A 21,657-nucleotide genomic window follows, 5' to 3' on the forward strand; every position below is an offset into this window, starting at 1 on the left:
GGCCCGCCCAGCACCGCTCGCAGGACCGACATGGTGGGCCGGGCGACTCGGTGAGTCGGCTCCCACACGATGGGACGCGGGGGAGGACTAACGTCTGCGTCATGACCCACGGCTTCGAGACGCTCGCGATTCACGCCGGCCAGGACCCGGAGGCCCGCACCGGCGCGGTGATCCCACCGATATACCAGACCAGCACGTACGCCCAGGACGCCGTCGGTGCGCCCCGGCTCGGATACGAGTACAGCCGTTCCGGCAACCCCACCCGGGACGCGCTCCAGGAGTGCCTGGCCGCGCTGGAGGGCGGGCCGGTCGGTTTCGCCTTCGCCAGCGGTCTGGCCGCCGAGGACACGCTGCTGCGGACCGTCTGCGGCCCCGGCGACCACGTGGTGATCCCGGACGACGCGTACGGCGGCACGTACCGTCTGTTCGCCAAGGTGGCCCAGCGGTGGGGGCTGTCGTACACCCCGGCGAAGGTCTCCGACCCGGACGCCGTCCGGGCCGCGATCCGGCCCGGCACCACCAAGGTGGTCTGGTTGGAGACGCCGACCAACCCGCTGCTCGGCATCGCGGACATCGCCACCCTCGCCGCCGTCGCCCACGACGCCGGGGCGCTGCTGGTGGTGGACAACACGTTCGCCTCGCCGTACCTGCAACAGCCGATCGCCCTCGGCGCGGACGTGGTCGTGCACTCCACCACCAAGTACGTCGGCGGTCACTCCGACGTGGTCGGTGGGGCGCTGGTGGCGGCCGACGCCGGGCTCGGCGAGGAACTGCGCTACCACCAGAACGCCATGGGCGCGGTCAACGGCCCGTTCGACGCCTGGTTGACGCTGCGCGGCATCAAGACCCTCGGGGTACGGATGGACCGGCACTGCGACAACGCCGAACGGATCGTCGGCTACCTGGACGGGCACGCCAAGGTGCGCGAGGTCCTCTACCCGGGTCTGCCGTCGCACCCCGGTCACGAGGTGGCCGCCAAGCAGATGCGCCGGTTCGGCGGCATGATCTCGTTCCGGGCGGCCGGGGGTGAGGAGCACGCCGTCGAGATCTGCAACCGGGCCCGACTCTTCGTGCTCGCGGAGTCCCTCGGCGGGGTGGAATCCCTGATCGAGCACCCGGGCCGGATGACACACGCCAGCGCTGCCGGCTCGCCGCTTGAAGTTCCCTCCGATCTCGTGCGACTGTCTGTCGGCATCGAGACGGTCGAAGACCTGCTCGCCGATCTGGAGCAGGCGCTGGGCTGACCGCTGGCTGGGGAGGGTGGCCGTGCAGGACATCATGCCGACCTGGGTCGGGGCGACCGCCAAACAGATCGCCCGGGGCGTACGGCGGGGCGACGTCTCCGCCACCCAGGTTCTGGCCGACCATCTCGACCACGTCGCGAAGGCCGACGTCGACCTCGCCGCGTTCCGCACGGTACGCGGCGGGGAGGCGGTCGCCGAGGCGGAGAAGGTCGACGAGCAGGAGGACCTGGGCAACCTGCCGCTGGCCGGGGTGCCGGTGGCGGTCAAGGAGAACACCCCGGTGGCCGGGGTGCCCACCTGGAACGGGTCGGCTGCGGCGCGTACCCCGGTGGCCGAGGCCGACCACGAGGTGGTCCGCCGGCTGCGCGGCGCGGGCGCGGTGATCCTCGGCGTCACCCGGATGCCCGAGCTGGGCCTCTGGGGGGTGACCGACGACGGCACCGCGGTCACCCGCAACCCCTGGGACCTGGGGCGTACCCCGGGTGGCTCGTCGGGCGGCGCGGCGGCGGCGGTCGCCGCCGGGCTGGTGCCGATCGCGCACGGCAACGACGGTCTCGGCTCGATCCGCATCCCGGCGGCCTGTTGCGGCCTGGTCGGCCTGAAGCCCGGCCGGGGCGTGGTGCCCTGCCAGCTCGGCGCGGAGGACTGGTTCGGGCTGACCGAGCACGGCATGCTCGCCACCACGGTCGCCGACGCGGCGGTCGGCTTCCAGGTGCTCGCCGGCCGGGCCCAGGAGAAGCTGGTCCCGCCGCAGCGGCTGCGGGTCGGGCTGTCGCTGCGCTCGCCGGTGCGCGGGGTCTCGCCGGACGCGCCGAACCGCGACGCGGTCACCGCCGCCGGTCGGCTGCTCGCCGCCGCCGGGCACGACGCCGTCCCGGCCGACCCGGTCTATCCGACCGCCCTCGGCCTACAGGGCATCGCGACCTGGTTCGCCGCCGCCGCCGCTGACGTGCGGGCCGCCGGGATCGACCGGCGCGACCTGCAACCGCGCAGCCGTCGGCACGTCACGTTCGGGGACTGGGCGTGGCGGCGCGGGTACGTCCGGGAGGCCGACCGGACGGCCTGGCGTGCGCGCTCCATCGGCTTCTTCGCCGACCACTCGGTCGACCTGCTGCTCACCCCGGCGCTGGCCAGCGCCCCGCCCCCGGCCACGAGCTGGTCGGCCCGGTCCTGGCGGGCCAACATGCTGGTGAACATCAGGTACGCCCCGTACGCGGCACCGTGGAACATCGCCGGCCTGCCCGCCCTGGTGGTCCCGGTGGGCCGTCGCCCGGACGGGTTGCCGCTGGCCGTGCAACTGGTCGGGCCGCCCGGGTCGGAACTGCTGCTGCTCGGCGTCGCCGGACAGTTCGAGATGGCGGCACCGTGGACTCGGCACGCTCCCGGTTACCCGCGCGTCGGAACGGGGTCACCGGCCAGCGCGTGATCGTGCGTACCGACGCGGGTGGCTCGGCCGACGAGAGCGGCCCGGTCGACGTGGCCCGCGTCGTCGGGTGTCCGCCGGCCGCCGCCGTACCGGACGTGCCGCGCTCGGCGTCCACGCCGGTCCGGGCCCCGGGGAACGCCGGTGGGGCGGGTGGCACGATCGGGGCATGACGGAACTGGTCAGCCTGGACGACGTGCGGGCGGCGCGGGAACTGCTCGCCGAGGTCACCCGCACCACCCCGCTGGAACCCTTCCGCCCGCTGAGCGCGGCGCTCGGCGGGCCGGTCTGGCTCAAGTGCGAGAACTTCCAGCGCGCGGGGTCGTACAAGGTGCGTGGCGCGTACGTGCGGATCTCCCGGCTGTCGGCGGCGGAGCGGGAGCGGGGGGTGGTGGCGGCCAGCGCCGGCAACCACGCGCAGGGGGTGGCTCTCGCCGCCGGCCTGGTCGGCGCGCACTCCACCGTCTTCATGCCGGTCAACGCGCCGCTGCCGAAGGTGGTGGCCACCAAGGGGTACGGCGCCCGGGTGGAGTTGGTCGGTGCCACGGTGGACGAATCTCTGGTGGCCGCGCAGACGTACGCGGAGCGCACCGGCGCGGTGCTGATCCACCCGTTCGACCATCGGGACGTGATCGCCGGTCAGGGCACCGTGGCACTGGAGATCCTGGAGCAGTGTCCCGAGGTCAGGACGATCGTCACCGGGGTGGGCGGCGGCGGGCTGGTCTCCGGGATGGCGGTGGCCGCCAAGGCGCTCCGGCCCGACGTGCGGGTGATCGGGGTGCAGGCGGCGGGCGCGGCGGCCTTCCCGCCGTCACTGGTGGCCGGCGAGCCGGTACGCCTGCCCGACTTCTCCACCATCGCCGACGGCATCGCGGTCGGTCGGCCCGGTGACGTCACCTTCACCCACGTCCGCAAACTCGTCGACGAGATCGTCACGGTCACCGAGGAGGACATCTCCCGGGCGCTGCTGATGCTGTTGGAGCGCGGCAAGCAGGTGGTGGAGCCGGCCGGCGCGGTGGGGGTGGCCGCGTTGCTGGCTGGTGCGGTCGATGTGGAGCCGCCGGTGGTGGCGGTCCTCTCCGGGGGCAACATCGATCCGCTGCTGATGCTGCGGGTGATCGAGCACGGGCTGGCGGCGGCCGGACGATACCTGCGGGTGACGGTGCGCTGCTCCGACCGGCCAGGGCAGCTCGCCTCGCTGCTGCGGCAGATCGCCGAACACCGGGCCAACGTGGTGGACGTGGAGCACCAGCGGGCCCACCCGCACCTGCGCCTCGGTGAGGTCGAGGTGGCGCTGTCGGTGGAGACCCGGGGTGTGGAGCACTCGGACACACTGATCAGTGCGTTGCGGGCCAGCGGCTACCAGGTCTCGATCGCGCCAGAGGCGTGACACCGCCAGGTGTCACGCCTCTGGGTTGGTGGAACGGCCGACCTCTGTCGGTCGGCGGGTGGCTCAGCCGGAGAAGGGCTCGAAGCTGACCACGGTCACCTTGATGTCCGCGCCGCTGGGCGCGGTGTAGGTGCAGGCCTGACCCGCCTTGCCGCCCAGGATCGCCTGGCCGAGGGCCGACTCGGGGCTGTAGACGGTGAGATCGGTGGTCGAGGAGATCTCACGGGACCCGAGCAGGAAGGTCTCTGTGTCGTCGGCGTCGTCGTCGAAGTAGATCGTCACGACCATCCCGGGAGCCACGGCGTCGACGGTCGGTGCCTCACCGACCTGGGCCGTGCGGAGCAGCTCCTTCAGGTAGAGGATGCGCCCCTCGGCCTTGCCCTGCTCCTCACGGGCGGCGTGGTAGCCGCCGTTCTCGCGTAGGTCACCTTCCTCGCGCCGCGCGTTGATCTCGGCGGCGATGACCGGCCGGTTGGCGATCAACTCGTCGAGCTCGGCCTTCAGGCGGTCGTAGGCGTCCTGGGACAGCCAGGTGGCGGGCGCCTCGTTGCCATTGGACACAGGCGGTCCTCCTCGGTTGTGCGGGCTGGCTGACAGGTGAACCTCCAAGTTACCAGTGCCCTACGACAAGGAGTGTCGGTGATCACGCTGGTGCGGCCGGCGACCCCGGGTCGCCCGGTGACCTTCCCGCCGCAGGCCGGGTGCGTACGGCCTGCCGTCGGACCGGGTCCGGCCCGTCGTCAGGAGCGGGTCCGGGCCGCCGTTCCGGGTGGGTCCGGTGCCGCTTCCGGTGGGCTCAGGCCGCCGGGCGGCAGCGGACGACCTCGCCGATGAAGGGGCGGGCACTGGTGGCGAGGGAGTGCCGGACGGTGACGCTGCGCTGCCCGTCGGCTGCGGTCACCGGGACCTCCTCGCGGGCCACCTCCGCCCCGGCGTGGTCCCGGGCCCGCAGGGCACAGACCGCCGAGCCGCCCGCCGGCAGGTTCACCCGGAAGTTGACCACCACCTGCTGGTCGGTGATCTCGCCGTAGGTGATCACCTGGGCGTCGTAGGCCGGGTCGCCGTACTGCCGGTAGAGCCGGAACGAGACGGCGGTGAGCGCCACCAGCACGGTGACCACCAGCAGCGTGGTCAGCAGCCGCCGACGTCGGCCGGGCGTACGACGGCGGCCGTACCGGCCGGGCGGGAACACCGGCGCGGTCGATGCAGATGTGGCGTGCGTCTCGGTCACCGGCGGGTATCTCCTGGCGTCGTTGTCGGGCCCATCGGCAAGAATGGCAGAGCGCCGTCGTTCCTGTCCGACTGGGCATTGCTGCAACTGGCACTGCTTGTCCATGGGGCACTGCCTCCGACCGAGGCACTGCTTCTCGACCGGGCACTGCTGGTTCCTGGGGTCAAATATGACAGGCCGGCACGGGCCGGGACCGCGACGGGGGAGGATTCCGGCAGTTCAACGGTGTGGCCGGTGGCCCACCGGTGGGCAGAGACGAGGAGCGCCGACCGTGGCAGAACAACTCCGGCTCATGGCCGTGCACGCGCACCCAGACGACGAGTCGAGCAAGGGCGCCGCGACCACGGCCAAGTACGTCGCCGAGGGGGTGGACGTGCTCGTCGTGACCTGCACCGGCGGCGAGCGGGGCAGCGTGCTCAACCCCAAGTTGGACCGGCCCGAGGTGTGGGCCAACATCGCCGACATCCGTCGGGCGGAGATGGACGCGGCCCGCGCCATCCTCGGCGTCGAGCAGGCATGGCTGGGCTTCGTCGACTCGGGCCTGCCCGAGGGTGACCCGTTGCCGCCGTTGCCCGAGGGCTGCTTCGCCCTCCAGGACGTCGAGGTGGCTGCCGGTCCGCTGGTACGCCTGATGCGGCAGTTCCGTCCGCACGTGGTCACCACGTACGACGAGGAGGGCGGTTACCCGCACCCGGACCACATCATGTGCCACCGGATCAGCGTGGCGGCCTTCGAGGCGGCCGGTGACCCGGAGCGCTACCCCGAGTTGGGCGAGCCGTGGCAGCCGCTCAAGCTCTACTACGACATCGGGTTCTCCAAGGGCAAGATCCTCGCCCTGCACGAGGCGATCCTGGCCACCGGCGTCGCCGAGTCGCCGTACGCGGAGTGGATCAACCGTTGGGAGGACCGGCCGGACAAGGGCCCCCGGATCACCACCCGGGTGGAGTGCGCCGAGTACTTCCCGGTCCGTGACGACGCGCTGCGCGCCCACGCCACCCAGGTCGACCCGGACGGCTTCTGGTTCCAGGTGCCGATGGACCTGCAACGGCGGGCCTGGCCGACGGAGGACTTCCAACTCGTACGCTCGCTGGTCGACTCCCCGCTGCCCGAGTCGGACCTGTTCGCGGGCATCCGGGAGACGGCCCATGCCCGCTGATCCGGCGGCGGGCTACGCTGGTCGGACATCGCACTCCGGAGGAATCCCATGTTGACCGCTGCTCAGGTGCTCGCCCAGAACAATTTCGGGGACACCCGCACGGGGGGCCTCGCCGGTCCGATGGGCCTGTTCCTCATCCTCGTCCTGGGCACCGCCACCGTGCTGCTGATCCGCAACATGAACGCCCGGCTGCGCCGGTTGCCCGACCATTTCCCCGGTCAGGAGCCCGCCGCCGAGTCGGGCACCACGCAGCGAACGGTCGGTGATCCGACAGATGAGAACGTGATGCTGGATTCATCCGGTGACGCTCCCAACCGGCGCCAGCAGCGTCGCGACGGCTGATCGGGGCATGATTCACGCTTAACCGGATGGTCGCCCCCTGTTGCGACCATCCGGTTTGGCTTAGCCTTCCGCCGGGAGGACCAGACGTCCTCATGCCGTGCGCGGGAGGGGGCGCCGATGACCATCGCAGTCGTTGACACCCTCCGTGCGCCCTGTTCCCGCCCGACGGGAGTGGGTCGGTGACCTCCGGCAGGGCCGGTCATCCGATCGATCGGCCCGAAGGCCGTCGCACCCCGCTCAGGGTGCACCTGCTGACGGCCGCGGTCGTCCTCACCGCCGTGGTGGCCGCCGTGGTGGGGCTGCGCGTGCCGGTCGGGCTGCCGGCCGACGACCCGTTCGGGCCGTACGGCGGGCTGACCCGTTTCGGTATCGCGGTCGCACTCTTCGCACTGTCGCAGTTGGCCCGGCTACGGTTCCGGGCCGCCGCCGGGGTGGTCTCGCTCACCTGGGCCGAGGCCGCACTGATCGTCTGCCTCTATCTGGTGCCGCCCGGATGGCTGCCGGGCGCGGCCCTGATCGGCATGCTGCTGGCCTGGACGATCCTGTCCGTGGTGGACGAGGGCAGGTCCACCTGGGACGTCGTGCGCATCGCCGCGTCGCAGACCGCCGCCGTCGCCCTCGCCGTGTCGGTCACCACCTCGCTGGCCGAGCCGCTGCTGGCCGCCCCGACCCCGGCCCTCGCCCTCGTCCTCGCCGCCGGCGCCCTCACGTACCTGCTGGCCGGTGCCGGGCTGGGCGGCGTGACGCTGGCGCTGCGGCACGACATGTCGATCGGGCGCCCGCTGCTGGCCGCGTTGCGGGGCAAGCTGCTGATGTTCGTCGGCAACGTGGTGGCCGCTCTGCTCGTGGTGGCCCTGATCGAGTTCGATCCACGGTGGCTGGTGCTGCTGCCCGCGCCGCTGTGGCTGCTCCACCAGACCTATCGGCAACGGCTGCGCGACGAGCGCGAACGGCGTACGTGGCGGTCGTTGGCGGAGGCGACGGCGGCGCTCAACCAGCTCGACGAGCGCGGCGTGGCGACCGCCGGGGTGACCGGTGCGCTCACCGTGTTCGAGGCGGAACTCGTGGACGTGGAGGTGGTCCGGGGCGACGGCCGCTGGCGCCGCTACCGGGGCGATCCCAGCGGTCAGGTGGTCGACCGGGAGATCGCGCCCCCCGGCGACGACGAGCCCGGTCCGGACGAACTGCTCCGAGAGCTGTCGGTCGGCGAGCACCGGGTCGGTCGACTACGGGTCCGGTTGCCCCGGACGGCTCCGGCCTCCGGCCGGGAACGGTACGCGCTGGTCACCTTCGCCGAGGCGCTGTCCGCCGCCCTGCACGACGCGGCCACCCACCGTGAGCTGCGGGTGGTCACCGCGCGTTCCTCGTACGAGGCGGTGCACGATCCGCTGACCGGGCTGGCCAACCGCACGGCCATGCTGGGCCAGGGCGACCATGCGCTGCGGAAACTCGGGCACGACCACCCGGTGGCACTGCTGTTGCTCGACATCGACCAGTTCAAGGAGGTCAACGACACGCTCGGGCACGCCGCCGGCGACCAGCTCCTGCGGTTGACCGCCAACCGGCTGGGCACCCTGACCCGCAGCGGCGACCTGCTCGCCCGGCTCGGCGGCGACGAGTTCGCGTTGCTGCTGACCTCGGTTCCGGTGCTCGGCGACCGCACCGCCCCGATGGCGTACGCGTTGCGCCAGGCCCGGGAGATCACCGAGCGGCTGGCCGCGCCGACCGAGGTGGCCGGGGTACGGATGTCGGTCGAGGTGTCCGTGGGAGTGGTGGTGGCGTCGGCCGGCGCCGCCGACCTGACCGAGCTGATGCGCCGGGCCGACATAGCGATGTACCAGGCCAAGGCCGGTGGCGGCAGCGTGGCGGCGTATGACAGCTCCCGGGACGGGGCCAGCACCGACCAGCTCGCCCTGCTCGCCGAGCTGCGTGAGGCGTTGCTGACCGACGATCAGCTCGTGCTGGTGTTGCAGCCGGCCGTGGACCTGGCCACCGGCGCACCGACCGGAGTGGAGGCACTGATCCGCTGGCGGCACCCGCGCCGGGGCTGGCTCGGTCCGGCCGACTTCATCCGGCCGGTGGAGAACAGCGAGCAGTTGGGCACCTTCACCCGGTACGTGCTGGACAAGGCGCTCGGGGTGGCGGCCGGCTGGGCCCGCGAGGGCCTGGACATCCCGATCTCGGTCAACCTCTCCGCCCGCAGCCTGCTCGACCACCGCCTGCCGGCGGAGATCGCCGACGCGCTACGCCGGCACCAGGTCCCGGCCGACCGGCTGGTGCTGGAGATCACCGAGACCGTGGTGATGAGCGAGCTGGAGATCATCGACCAGGTGCTCACCACGCTGCGGTCGATGGGCGTGCAACTGGCCGTGGACGACTTCGGCACCGGCTTCTCCTCGCTGGCCTTCCTCACCCGGATCCCGGTCGACGAGTTGAAGGTGGACCGCTCGTTCGTGCTCCGGATGGCGGATTCGCCGGAGGCGGCGGCGATCGTCCGCAGCACCGTCGGGCTCGCCCACGAGCTGGGGCTACGGGTGGTGGCCGAGGGCGTGGAGACCGCCGCCCAGCGGTCGGCCCTGGCCGAGTTGGGCTGCACCGCCGCCCAGGGCTACCACTTCTTCAAGCCGATGCCCGCCGACAAGATCGGTGCGGTCCTCGGCTCCCTGTCCCGACAGAGCCCCACCAACGTCCTGCCGCTGCGCGCCGACGGCGCCTCCTGACCCCGACCCGGCCGCCCGGCTGGATATGGTCGTCGGGTGAACCGACTCGCGGATGCCACCAGCCCGTACCTCCTCCAGCACGCGGACAACCCGGTCGACTGGTGGCCCTGGTGCGAGGAGGCGTTCACCGAGGCGAAGCGACGTGACGTGCCGGTGCTCATCTCGGTCGGTTACTCCGCCTGTCACTGGTGTCACGTCATGGCGCACGAGTCGTTCGAGGACGCGGGCGTCGGCACGCTGCTGAACGAGGGTTTCGTGTCGATCAAGGTGGACCGCGAGGAGCGGCCCGACGTCGACGCCGTCTACATGACCGCTACCCAGGCGATGACCGGCCAGGGTGGCTGGCCGATGACGGTCTTCGCCACCCCGGACGGCACCCCGTTCTTCTGCGGGACGTACTTCCCCCGCGCGAACTTCGTCCGGCTGCTGGAGTCGATCGGCACCGCCTGGCGGGACCAGCGCGACGCCGTACTGCGTCAGGGTGCCGCGGTGGTGGAGGCGATCGGCGGCGCCCAGGCCGTCGGCGGGCCCACCGCCCCGCTCACCGCCGACCTGCTCGACGCCGCCGCCGACCAACTGGCCGACGAGTACGACGAGCGGCACGGTGGCTTCGGCGGCGCCCCCAAGTTCCCGCCGCACATGAACCTGCTCTTCCTGCTGCGGCACCACCAGCGCACCGGCTCGGCGCGGAGCCTGGAGATCGTCCGGCACACCTGCGAGGCGATGGCCCGGGGCGGTCTCCACGACCAGCTCGCCGGCGGCTTCGCCCGGTACGCGGTGGACGAGCACTGGACCGTGCCGCACTTCGAGAAGATGCTCTACGACAACGCCCTGCTGCTGCGGGTCTACACGCAGCTCTGGCGGCTCACCGGTGACGCGTTGGCGCTGCGGGTGGCCCGGGACGTCGCCCGGTTCCTCGCCGACGAGCTGCACCGCCCCGGCCAGGGCTTCGCCTCGGCGCTGGACGCGGACACCGAGGGCGTCGAAGGGCTCACGTACGCCTGGACCCCGGCCCAACTGGTCGAGGCGCTCGGCGAGGAGGACGGCCGCTGGGCCGCCGACCTCTTCGCGGTCACCGAGACCGGCACCTTCGAACACGGCAAGAGCGTGCTCCGGCTGGCCCGGGACGTCGACGACGCCGACCCGGAGGTCCGCGCCCGCTGGCAGGACGTGATCCGCCGGCTGCTGGCCGTGCGCGACACCCGACCGCAGCCGGCCCGCGACGACAAGGTGGTGGCCGCCTGGAACGGGCTGGCCGTCACCGCGCTCGCCGAGTTCGTCCGGCTCGTCGAGACCTCCGGCCGGATCGGCACCGAGGGGGAGGCGAACCTGCTCGACGGCGTCGTCATCGTCGCCGACGGCGCGATGCGGCAGACCGCCGAGCACCTGGCCCGGGTGCACGTGGTGGACGGGCGACTGCGCCGCGCCTCCCGGGACGGCCGCGTGGGGGAGCCGGCCGGCGTACTGGAGGACTACGGCTGTGTGGCCGAGGCGTTCTGCGCCATGCACCAGGTCACCGGCGAGGGGCGGTGGCTGGAGCTGGCCGGCGAGCTGCTCGACGCCGCCCTGACGCACTTCGCCGCACCCGGGGGTGCGTTCTACGACACCGCCGACGACGCGGAGCGGCTGGTGGCCCGGCCCGCCGACCCGACCGACAACGCCACCCCCTCCGGCCGTTCCGCCATCGTCGCCGCCCTGGTCAGCTACGCGGCGTTGACCGGGGAGAACCGGTACCGGGAGGCGGCCGAGGCGGCGTTGGCCACCGTCGCGCCGATCGTCGGGCGGCACGCCCGGTTCACCGGGTACGCGGCCACCGTGGGCGAGGCGCTGCTCGCCGGCCCGTCCGAGATCGCGGTGGTGACCGGGGACCCGACGAACGATCCGCTGGTCGCGGCGGCGTACCGGCACGCCCCACCCGGTGCGGTGATCGTCGCCGGGCAGCCCGACCAGCCGGGGGTGCCGCTGCTGGCCGGCCGGCCGCTGCTCGACGGCGGGCCCGCCGCGTACGTCTGCCGGGGTTTCGTCTGCCAACGGCCGGTGAGCGGCGTCGACGACCTGGTGGCGCAACTGCGGTGACACCGGTGTCCGCCGACCGGCACTCCGGTCGGCCCGGATAGGCTGGCGCCGCTATGGATTCCCGTACCGGTCTGCCTGTTGTCGGCATGGTGGGTGGCGGCCAGTTGGCCCGGATGACCCACCAGGCCGCGATCGCCCTCGGCCAGTCGCTGCGCGTGCTCGCCCTCACCCCGGACGACGGCGCGGCGCTGGTCGCCGCCGACGTTCAGTACGGCGACCACACCGACCTGGCCGCCCTGCGCATGTTCGCCAAGAGCTGTGACGTGGTCACCTTCGACCACGAGCACGTGCCCACCGAGCACATCCGCACCCTCACCGCCGAGGGGGTGAAGCTGTTCCCGCCCGCCGACGCACTCGTGCACGCCCAGGACAAGCAGGTCATGCGGGAGCGGCTCGGCGGGCTCGGCGCGCCCAATCCGGCGTGGCGACCCGTCACCGTCCCGGCCGACGTGGTGGCCTTCGGCGACGAGGTGGGCTGGCCGGTGATGCTCAAGGCGGCCCGGGGCGGGTACGACGGCCGGGGCGTGTGGCCGGTGGCCGACGCCGCCGTCGCCGACGACCTGGTGCGGACCCTGCTCGACGGCGGGACGACGCTGATCGTCGAGGAGCGGGTGGCGTTGCGCCGGGAGTTGGCGGTGCAGGTGGCCCGCTCGCCGTTCGGGCAGGTCGCGGTCTATCCGGTGGTGGAGACGGTGCAGCGGGACGGCATCTGCGTCGAGGTGCTGGCACCCGCGCCCGACCTCGACGAGGAGCTGGCGGTCTCGGCCCAGCAGCTCGCCATCGACCTGGCCACCGCGCTCGGAGTGGTCGGCCTGCTCGCGGTGGAGCTGTTCGAGGTGGCCGATCCGGCGGCCCCGGGCGGCAGCCGCGTCGTGGTCAACGAACTGGCGATGCGCCCGCACAACTCCGGGCACTGGACCATCGAGGGCGCCCGGACGTCGCAGTTCGAGCAGCACCTGCGGGCCGTGCTCGACTACCCGATGGGCGACACCGGGCTGACCGCGCCGGTGGTCGTGATGGCGAACGTGCTCGGTGGCGAGCCGGGCGGCATGTCCATCGACGAGCGGCTGCACCACCTCTTCGCCGCCGTACCGACCGCCCGGGTGCACCTGTACGGCAAGCAGGTCCGTCCCGGTCGCAAGATCGGGCACGTCACGGTGCTCGGCGACGACCTGGACGAGGTACGCGCCCGGGCCGCCCGCGCCGCCCGCTGGCTCCGCGACGGCGTGGAGTGACCGTGCGGGACCCGCAGGTGGAAACGAGAGGGAGAACAGCGTGAGCACGGTCGGTGTGATCATGGGCAGCGACTCGGACTGGCCGACCATGAAGGCGGCTGCCGACGTGCTCGCCGAGTTCGAGGTGTCGTACGAGGTCGAGGTGGTCTCGGCCCACCGCACCCCGGTGAAGATGATCGACTACGGTCGGGCCGCCGCCGGCCGGGGCATGAAGGTGATCATCGCGGGCGCCGGTGGTGCCGCCCACCTGCCCGGCATGATCGCCTCGGTCACGCCGTTGCCGGTGATCGGCGTACCGGTGCCGTTGAAGCACCTCGACGGACTGGACTCGCTGCTGTCCATCGTGCAGATGCCGGCGGGCGTGCCGGTGGCCACGGTGTCGATCGGCAACGCGCGCAACGCGGCGCTGCTCGCCGTCCGCATCCTGGGCACCGGTGAGCCGGCGTTGCTCGATCGGATGTCGGCGTACCAGGCCGATCTGGAGCAGCTCGTCGCCGAGAAGGACGCGGCCCTGCGCGCTTCGCTGTAGGCGCATGTAAGGAGGGGTCCCCTGCTAACGCCTGGTGCATAGCAGGGGACCCCTCCTAACAACTCCCACCAGAGCGGATCAGCGCATCCCGCGCAGCGCGGTCTGGAGGCGCTCCTGGGCGCGGCGACGCCGTTCGTTGCTGGCGCCGAGCACGAGCAGCAGGAGACCGACCGGGATCAGCACCAGCCACGGCCCGAGGCTGAACAGAGCGTGTACGGCGGCGATGGCGGTGACCACCGCGCCGACGATCACCGGTGCCTGCTGACGGGTCATGGAGCCGAAGACCAGCACCGCCACCGCGCCGAGCAGCAGCAGCACCTGCCGCAGCGTGCTGGAGTCGGTGGCCAGCACGATCGCCAGGGTGGGCAGGAACGCGGCGACCAGCGCCGGCCCGTACGCCACCCAACTGCTCAGGTCGGCCCGCTGCCGCAACTCCAGCACACCGACCAGCAGCGCCAGCGCCGCGAACGGCAGCGTGTACGCCTCGGGCAGCGCCACGTCGGCGACCCACATCAGGATCCACCAGGCGGTGATCTCGCAGATCACCACGCCCCAGAACAGGATGCGGCGTTCCACCGGTCGGCGCCCCGGTCGGGTGGCGGCGAGCCCGAGGACCGCACCCCAGGCGGCCAGCAGGGCGGCGATGTGCCGGGGCGAGTCGAAGGCCAGCGCCAGCGCGATGAGTGCGGCGGCGTACCCGCTCCACTCCACCGTCGCCGCCTCGCGCCGCGCCTCCGGGCGACGGAACCGGGGCAGGGTGGCCGCGAAGACCTGTAGGGCCGCGCCGACCGCGAGTACGCCGAACGCCGACCAGACCGGGGCGAGCCCGGCCACCAGTCCGGCGGTGAGCACCAGGAGTTGTGCCTTGAGCGAGGCGAACAGCCACCCGAGGATGCGCGCCCGGGAGGTGGTGCCGTACAGGGCGGCGACCACCCCGACGGCGACCCCACCGGAGAGCGTGAAGAGGGTGAGTTCCCGGGTGGCGAGGCTGCCGGCGAGCCCCGCCCCACCGGCGGCCAGTCCGATCACGAAGACCAGGACCCGGGCCAGCCGGATCGAGCGGGCCCGCTCCTCCAGCGGGGGCGGTGGGGTCAGCGCCAGCCCCAGCATCGAGATGGCGAACACGGTCAACGCCGAGAGGGTGCTCGCCGGCCAACCGCTGCCCAGCGCGATCGGTGCGATCAGCAGGGTCACCGCGGCACCGGGCAGCACGACCGGCACCGCCCGGGTCCGCCGGCCGCCGCTGAACCCGGTGGCGGCCAGCGCTGCGGTCACGGTGAGCAGCAACGCGGTGAGCACATGGGTGGGGTTCGCCGCGGCCGGTGGCGGGTTCAGCAGCTCCGGTGGTGGCCCCTGCCAGATGCGGTTGAGCGTGCGGTGCGGGTCGACGAGTGCGGCCAGCAGCGCGGGGGCGATCGAGACCAGCGCCAGGACGACCGGCAGGGTGGCGGCGGCCAGCGCCCCGGCGGCGGGGCTGACCCGCCACCGACGCTGTCCGCCGTCGTCGGGCAGCCGGCGCAGGGCGCCGTCCAGCAGGACCGTCCACCGGCGGACCGGCTGCGCCGCGCCGACCGGTGGCTCGGTGGCGCCCCGGATCAGTTCGGCGAGCACCCCGAGCAAAGCTGCGGCGGCGGCGTACACACCGATCGGCAGGTGCACGGGAACGGCGGCAAGCGCGGTCACGCTCGCCCCGCCGACCACTCCGGCGCTCGCCCAGGGCAGGTACTGCGGGACCTGGCGGCGGACGGCGGCGATCGCGGCCAGTCCGAGACTGGACGCGGCCAGGCCGGCGGTCAGCACCACTTCGGGCGGGTGCCCGAACTCGACGGCCAGGGCGGCGGTGGCGCCGGGCAACGCCAGCAGCGCGGCACCGGTGCCCGCGCCGCCGATCTGCGCCAGGTGCGGCGGCATCCCCTCGACGTGGATGTCGTCGACCAGCGGTTCCGCCATCGACCGGGCGAGCGTCGCCACCGCCGCACCGATCAGCACCACGCTGGCCAGCGCCAGCGCGGTCGTCCACGGCCGGACCAGACCGGCGCCGGTGGCGTGCAGCGCCACCACCCCGGCGGCGGTGATCCGGGACAGCCCGGCCCGGGGGTCGACGGAGGCGACCGCCGCCATGCCGAGGACGGCGGCGACCATCGCACCGAGCACCACCGGCGACCACCAGCTCAGGGTGAACGCGGCGGCTGCGCCGATGGTGGCGAGCACCACCGCCGCGTTGGCGACGTCGTAGCGCCAGGGCGGCGGCAGCAGGATGCCGGCGGCAAGCGCGAGCAGCAGCAGCGCGATCGGCCCCTGCCACGTCGTACCGCCGGTCGGTGCGGCGGGCCAGCCGCTGAGGTCGCCGTTCCAGATCGGCCCGGGGGTGGCCAGCACGCCCACGCCGCCGCGCAGCGCCATCCATCCGGCCAGCAGCCCGATCAGCACCCCACCGACGGCGAGACCGAGCACCGGCCCGCGCCGCCACTGCTCGGGCATGGCCCGCGCGGCCACGGAGACCACCAGGACCAGTGCGGCGGCGACCGCGAGCTGCCCGCCCGGTGCCAGCACCGTGCCGATCCGCAGCAGGGTGGCGACCAGCGCTGCGGTGACCGCTGCGGCGGCCAGGTCGGAGCCGTCCAGCCGGGCGTCGGCGCGACGGCCGCTGTCGATCGACGGGGCCAGGAAGAGCAACACGGCGGAGACCAGCAGCAGCGCACCCACCCAGGCGTCGGCCACGGTGGCGCCCGGCGCGCCGAAGCCGGCGGCGGCGACCACCAGCGCGCCGAGACCGGTACCCACCGACAACGGCGCCGGGAGATGGCGCTGGGACACCTGCACGATGGCCGCGTAGCCGAGGGTGACGCAGACGGCGAGGAAGCTGGCCGCCAGCACCGGCACGGTCACCTCCCGCAGCGCTGCCGGGGTGAGGATCGGGTCGGTGGGCAGGATCGCCGCGACGAAGGCGGCGACCGCTCCGGGCAGGGCGAAGGCCGCCCCTCCGGCGGCCCAGGCGGAGACGGTGTCGGCCGCCGCCGGGGCGAGCCGGATCCGGGGAGCGGCGGCGACGAGGATGCCGGCCAGCACGAGGGCGAGCAGCACGGCGGCGGTCGACGCCGGGCGGGCCAGGGCCGCGCCGGCACCGGCCAGACCGACGCCGGTGGCGGCGATCGCGTGCGCCAGGGCGGCCCGAGGGGTACGCGCGGAGAGGCCGACCGCCCCGATCCCGATCGCGGTCACCACCATCGGCCAGGGTGCCAACGCCCAGGACAGCCCGAAGGAGGCGGGTACGGCGAGCGCGGTCAACGCGGCACCGGTCACCGCGAACTCACGACGGATCTCCGGTGGCAGGGCGAGCACGGCGGCCACGGTCAACAGGAAGGCACTGGTGGCGAGCTGCCAGGACGCCGGTCCCACCGCAGCCGCCAGTTCGGCCGGGTACCGGTCCAGGTCCGCCGCCCAGGCCGGCAGGGCGGCCTGGAGGGGGGCGAGTCCGGCCCGGAGGGCACTGCCGGCGACGAGCACCCCGGTGACCGTCAACGCGATCGCGGAGGCGAGCTGCGGGCCACGACGCGCGGATTCCGGCACCGCCCGGACGGCCAGGCCGGTGACCGTGATGACGGCCGCGATCACCAGCAGGGCGCGCCCCGGCAGGGCCACCGAGGCGATCCGGCCGAGCGCGCCGATGACGGCCAGGGTGAGGACGCCCGCGCCGAGGTCGGGCAGCGGCGGACGCCGCAGCACCAGCGTCCCGGCCAGACAGACGGCGGCGGCCAGCAGCAGCACCAGGCCGGCCACGGTGGCGCCCGGCACGGTGGTGGCCCGCACCAGGGCGGTCACCGCGTACGCGACGGCGACCGCGACCGCGACGCCGTGCAGGGCCCAGGTCAGTTCCCGCAGCCCGGGTACCGGTCGCGTCGGCGGGGCGGCCCGCCCGGTGCCGGTGAGGTCCAGCAGCTCACCGGCCTCTTCCGGCGCTCCTTCGGGCCGTCCCTCGGCCTGTCGCTGTCGGGGCGGCTTCGTCCGGCCGAGCGGGACCGGGGTCGGCTCGTCGGGGTTCGACTGCTCCACGGTGACCGGCGAGCGGGCCAGCCAGAGGTCGAGCAGGGCCACCACGGTCAGCACCAACGCCCAGCCGACCGGTCCACTGATCCGGTCGTACGCCAGCAGCGGCACCACCGGTTGCGCGGCCAGCACGGTCGCGAAGCGGGGAGCGCGCAGCCGGGTCCAGCCGGCGTAGCCGACGGAGACGGCGGCGGCGACCGCGAAGATCACTCCGGCGAAGACCGCGCCGGAGGCACCGCCGGCACCGATGGCGTCGACGGTCCAGAGTGCGTACCCGGCCAGCGGCACCAGGAGCAGGCCCACCGCGGCGATGGTCTCGGCGGTGGAGGTGAGTCCACGCCGGACCAGCACCGGCGGGGCGAGCAGCATGAGCACGGTGGCGAGCAGCAGGATGCCGAGCCGGGACAGCGCGTCCATCGAACTGGTCGCGACCACCGCGAAGACCACCGCGGCCACCCCGAGCAGCAGCGCCCCGAGCCCGAGCGGGATGTTCTGCACCTCGCGTGAGGAGGCTTCCGGCGGGTGCTCCGGGTCGTCGGCGTCCAGCCAGACCGGCGCGTCCGGTGGCGGGTCGCCCGCCCCGAAACCGGCACCCTGCCGGGGTACCCGTGGTGACGCGTCACCGCCGCCCGGCCCGTGCGCCGCCCGTGCGCTGCCGTCGACGGGTTGCTTGCGGGCCGACGTGGCTCCGCCGCCGGGTGGTCTCCGCGTCGGCCCGTCGGCGTCGCCGCCGCCGAAGCGTGTCGGCCCGTCGGCATCGCCGCCGCCGACGCGCGTCGGCCCGGTGGCGTCGTCGCCGACGGGCACGCGCGTCGCGCCGGTGGTGCCGTCGCCGGGGGGCATGCGGGCCGTCGAGGTGGCACCGTCGCCCGGTGACGTCCGCGTCGGTCCGGTGTCGCCGTCGGCGGGTTGTCGTCGTGGCGGCGGGGTGGTGCGGTCGGCCGTGGGAGTCGAGGCCGTTGCGGCGGTGCCGTCGCCGGAAGGGGTGCGCGGCGGTCGGCGACGGAGTACGCGGCGCCCCCGGCCGGACTGCTTGAGACGTTCGTCACCCGAGTTGCCGGCGTGCGCGAGGATGTCCCGCTGGAAGATCGCGGCCTGCATCTTGGATGCGAGTTGCCGTTGTTCGCTGGCGATGGCGGCCTCGCGGGCCTTCATCTCCGCGATGGACCGCTCGATGTCCGCCAGGTGCTCGGCCCATTGTGGCTGGTGGGCGCCGCAGCGCGGGCAGCGGACGGCCGGCTTGATCTCCTGGCCGCACGAGGAGCACTGAAAGGTCGCCACGACACCCCTCCACCCGCAGTGTGGATTCCCACTGTCGCAGCATGCCCAATGCGGCCCAGGAATTCGACCGTTGTCGGCGGGTCACACCCGTCCAAGATCAGCAACCCCGAACCGATCCCGCCCAGTCGAGCCCTCCGAGTCAGCCCGCCGTACCCCCCCGACGACCCGCCGACCAAAGCGAAGGCCCAGCTCCCACCCCCGCCGGATGGGCCGCCCACGCAGGCTGCGGAACGTCAGGTTCCCGCGAATCCAGATCCCACCCCCGCCGGGGATGGGCCGCCTCACGCAGGCTGCGGGACGTCAGGTTCCCGCGAATCCAGATCCCACCCCCGCCGGGGATGGGCCATCTCACGCAGGCTGCGGGAAGTCAGGTTCCCGCGAATCCAGATCCCACCCCCGCCGGGGATGGGCCATCTCACGCAGGCTGCGGGACGTCAGGTTTTCCGGGGGAGCCCACCCGCGCAGGGATCAAGCCTGACCGCCCGGAGCGGGTGGGTTCCCCCGGAAAACCCCACCGCAACCAAAATCAGGGCCGCCCCATCCCCCGATACTCCCAGCCAGCCTGCGTCCACAGTGCCGAGTCGAGGCAGTTGCGGGCGTCGACCACGCGCCGCCCGGTGACCAGTTCGCCGAGCGCGCTCGGGTCGGCGTTGCGGAAGTCCGCCCACTCGGTGAGGACGCAGACCAGGTCGGCGCCGGTGACCGCCGCGTTGACGTCCGGCTCGTAGCGCAGTTCCGGCACCGCCCGGCGGGCGTTCTCCATGCCCTGCGGGTCGAAGACGTGCACCTCGGCGCCGGCCTTGTGCAGCAGCGCGGCGACGGCGAGAGCGGGTGCGTCGCGTACGTCGTCGGTGTTGGGTTTGAAGGTCGCCCCGAGGACGGCGATGCGGGTGCCGGAGAGGTCCGGGCCGGCCGGGCCGGACCGGCGACCGAGCAGGTCGGCGGCGAGGTGGAGCACGCGGGTCCGGCGACGCAGGTTGATCAGGTCGACCTCGTGCAGGAAGCGCAGCGCCTCACCGGCGCCCAGTTCCTGCGCCCGGGCCTGGAAGGCGCGGATGTCCTTCGGCAGGCAGGCGCCGCCGAAGCCGAGCCCGGACTGGAGGAAACGGTTGCCGATGCGAGGGTCGTACCCGATGGCCTTGGCGAGCTGGGTGACGTCGCCGCCGGCAGCCTCGCACACCTCGGCCATCGCGTTGATGAAGGAGATCTTGGTCGCCAGGAAGGCGTTGGCGGCGACCTTGACCAGCTCGGCGGTCGCGAAGTCGGTGACCACCAGGGGTACCTCGCGGTCCTCCGTGGCGGCCAGGTCGAAGACGCCCTTGTGCGCGGCGTAGAGCATGCCGTTGGCCCAGTCGCTCTTGACGCCGACCACGATCCGGTTCGGCCGGAGCACGTCGTCGACGGCGAAGCCCTCCTGGAGGAACTCCGGGCTCCAGGCCACCTCGACACCCAGGTCCGTGGAGGCGTGCTTGCCCACGAGCTGTTCCACCCACTCGGCGGTGCCGACCGGGACGGTGGACTTGCCGACGATCAGGGCCTTGCGGGTCAGGTGCTGGGCCAGACCGGTGACCGACGCCTCGACGTACGACAGGTCGGCGCCCATGCCGTCGGCGCGCTGCGGGGTGCCGACGCAGATGAAGTGCACGTCGCCGAAGTCGGCGGTCTCGGCGATGTCGGTGCTGAACCGCAGCCGACCGGCGGCCAGGTTACGCCGGAGCAGCTCGTCCAGGCCGGGCTCGTGGATCGGCACCTCGCCCGCGTTGAGCTTGGCGATCTTGTCGGCGTCGACGTCGAATCCCAGCACCTCGTAGCCGAGCTCGGCGTAACAGATGGCGTAGGTCGCGCCGAGGTAGCCAGTGCCCAGGAAGGTCACCCGAGGTCGGGATGCACCCGAGGGGGGTGTCACCGAGGCGATGGCGGGCATCGGCTGGGTGTTCGGGTACGGGATGGTCACGCCTGTCTCTCCGCTCGCACTGGCGGCGCGTGGTCGCGTCGCGGGCCGCTGCGGCGCCTCGGCGGGGCACCGGAGGGGGGTGATTCTGCTGTCTGCACTCCATCATCGCCGACCGGCGTCGATGCTCCGTCCCGGCTCAGCCTACGCGCCGGTAACATGGCTCGAACGGTGGTGGCTATCCTTCAGTCTGCGCGATGGCCGTCCAGGTGACGCTACAGACTGCGCATAGTAGCGGTGAAGGGGAGGGGCCGGCATGCCCGCAGAGCACTCGTTCGATGTGTATCGGTTGCCCGAGGAGCACCAGGCGATCCGGGAAGCCGTCCGTGAGGTCTGTGCGGCGAAGGTGGCGCCGCAGGCTGCCGAGGCCGACGAGACCGGTGAGTTCCCCAAGGCTTCGTACGACGCGTTACGGGCTGCCGACTTCCACGCCCCGCACATCCCCGAGGAGTACGGCGGTGCGGGCGCCGACGCGCTGGCCACCGCGATCGTGATCGAGGAGGTCGCCCGGGCCTGCGCCTCGTCGTCGCTGATCCCGGCGGTGAACAAGCTCGGCACCATGCCGCTGCTGCTGGCCGGCTCCGACGACCTCAAGCGCCGCTACCTGACCCCGGTCGCCGCCGGTGAGGCGATGTTCTCGTACTGCCTCTCCGAGCCGGAGGCCGGCAGCGACGCGGCGTCGATGACCACCCGGGCGGTGCGGGACGGCGACCACTGGGTGCTCAACGGCGTGAAGCGGTGGATCACCAACGCCGGGGTGTCCGAGTTCTACACGGTTTTCGCGGTGACCGACCCGACCGCGCGGTCGCGGGGCATCTCCGCCTTCGTGGTCGAGAAGTCCGATCCGGGGGTCAGTTTCGGTGCTCCGGAGAAGAAGTTGGGCATCAAGGGCTCGCCGACCCGCGAGGTCTACCTGGACAACGTCCGGATCCCGGCCGACCGGATCATCGGCGCCGAGGGGACCGGGTTCGGCACCGCGATGAAGACCCTGGACCACACCCGGGTCACCATCGCCGCGCAGGCGCTCGGCAT

At 73.2% G+C, this 21,657-nt stretch carries 15 protein-coding genes; 11 read left to right on the forward strand and 4 right to left on the reverse strand.

Annotated elements, in window-relative coordinates; translation table 11 throughout:
* Positions 1–101 precede the first annotated feature (101 nt).
* Genes ABZ738_RS07660 through ilvA form a run of 4 tightly spaced genes read left to right on the forward strand, consistent with a single transcriptional unit; the run spans position 102 to position 4,057 of the window.
* Positions 102–1,244, forward strand: coding sequence for a cystathionine gamma-synthase (locus tag ABZ738_RS07660; protein WP_357211746.1), 1,143 nt, complete (start codon positions 102–104; stop codon positions 1,242–1,244).
* A gap of 16 nt (positions 1,245–1,260) precedes the next feature.
* Positions 1,261–2,670, forward strand: a complete 1,410-nt coding sequence (locus ABZ738_RS07665; RefSeq protein WP_357211748.1) for an amidase family protein — start codon at positions 1,261–1,263, stop codon at positions 2,668–2,670.
* The gene (locus ABZ738_RS07670; protein ID WP_161594964.1) at positions 2,667–2,840 is read left to right on the forward strand and encodes a hypothetical protein; all 174 of its coding nucleotides are present in this window, start codon (positions 2,667–2,669) and stop codon (positions 2,838–2,840) included. Before ABZ738_RS07665 ends, ABZ738_RS07670 begins: the two co-directional genes overlap by 4 nt.
* Positions 2,837–4,057, forward strand: coding sequence for a threonine ammonia-lyase (ilvA, locus tag ABZ738_RS07675; RefSeq protein ID WP_357211750.1), 1,221 nt, complete (start codon positions 2,837–2,839; stop codon positions 4,055–4,057). Before ABZ738_RS07670 ends, ilvA begins: the two co-directional genes overlap by 4 nt.
* 63 nt (positions 4,058–4,120) lie before the next feature.
* On the opposite strand, the gene greA is transcribed toward ilvA, so the two are convergent.
* Both greA and ABZ738_RS07685 read right to left on the reverse strand, forming a co-directional pair.
* Positions 4,121–4,618, reverse strand: a complete 498-nt coding sequence (gene greA / locus ABZ738_RS07680) for a transcription elongation factor GreA (RefSeq protein WP_131053387.1) — start codon at positions 4,616–4,618, stop codon at positions 4,121–4,123.
* 235 nt (positions 4,619–4,853) lie between these two features.
* Positions 4,854–5,288 carry a DUF4307 domain-containing protein gene (locus ABZ738_RS07685; RefSeq protein WP_131053388.1) on the reverse strand — a complete coding sequence of 145 codons (435 nt, stop codon included), beginning with the start codon at positions 5,286–5,288 and terminating at the stop codon, positions 4,854–4,856.
* Positions 5,289–5,559: 271 nt separating this feature from the next.
* Between ABZ738_RS07685 and mca the strand changes: the two genes are divergently transcribed.
* From mca to purE, 6 genes are all read left to right on the forward strand, one after another.
* Complete coding sequence (gene mca, locus ABZ738_RS07690; protein ID WP_131053389.1) at positions 5,560–6,444, forward strand: mycothiol conjugate amidase Mca; 885 nt, start codon at positions 5,560–5,562, stop codon at positions 6,442–6,444.
* A 48-nt stretch (positions 6,445–6,492) separates the two neighbouring features.
* Positions 6,493–6,786: a hypothetical protein gene (locus tag ABZ738_RS07695; RefSeq protein ID WP_131053390.1), complete on the forward strand. Its 294-nt coding sequence runs from the start codon at positions 6,493–6,495 to the stop codon at positions 6,784–6,786.
* A gap of 179 nt (positions 6,787–6,965) precedes the next feature.
* Positions 6,966–9,506 (forward strand): EAL domain-containing protein, encoded by a 2,541-nt coding sequence (locus ABZ738_RS07700; RefSeq protein ID WP_357211754.1) that lies wholly within the window; start codon positions 6,966–6,968, stop codon positions 9,504–9,506.
* 36 nt (positions 9,507–9,542) lie between these two features.
* A complete protein-coding gene (locus tag ABZ738_RS07705; protein ID WP_357211756.1) occupies positions 9,543–11,582 on the forward strand; it encodes a thioredoxin domain-containing protein in 2,040 nt (679 codons plus the stop codon).
* A gap of 53 nt (positions 11,583–11,635) precedes the next feature.
* Positions 11,636–12,817: a 5-(carboxyamino)imidazole ribonucleotide synthase gene (locus ABZ738_RS07710; RefSeq protein ID WP_131053393.1), complete on the forward strand. Its 1,182-nt coding sequence runs from the start codon at positions 11,636–11,638 to the stop codon at positions 12,815–12,817.
* A gap of 40 nt (positions 12,818–12,857) precedes the next feature.
* Complete coding sequence (purE, locus tag ABZ738_RS07715; protein ID WP_131053394.1) at positions 12,858–13,346, forward strand: 5-(carboxyamino)imidazole ribonucleotide mutase; 489 nt, start codon at positions 12,858–12,860, stop codon at positions 13,344–13,346.
* Positions 13,347–13,424: 78 nt separating this feature from the next.
* Here the strand turns inward: purE and ABZ738_RS07720 are convergent, their stop codons facing one another.
* A complete protein-coding gene (locus ABZ738_RS07720) occupies positions 13,425–18,674 on the reverse strand; it encodes a permease (protein ID WP_357211758.1) in 5,250 nt (1,749 codons plus the stop codon).
* A 526-nt stretch (positions 18,675–19,200) separates the two neighbouring features.
* Complete coding sequence (locus tag ABZ738_RS07725; protein ID WP_131057222.1) at positions 19,201–20,628, reverse strand: UDP-glucose/GDP-mannose dehydrogenase family protein; 1,428 nt, start codon at positions 20,626–20,628, stop codon at positions 19,201–19,203.
* Positions 20,629–20,881: 253 nt separating this feature from the next.
* On the opposite strand from ABZ738_RS07725, the gene ABZ738_RS07730 reads away from it, so the two are divergent.
* A partial coding sequence (locus tag ABZ738_RS07730; RefSeq protein WP_357211761.1) for an acyl-CoA dehydrogenase family protein occupies positions 20,882–21,657 on the forward strand: 776 nt, incomplete at its 3' end.

It is taken from the genome of Micromonospora sp. NPDC047793, from assembly GCF_040642635.1.
Lineage (GTDB): Bacteria > Actinomycetota > Actinomycetes > Mycobacteriales > Micromonosporaceae > Micromonospora.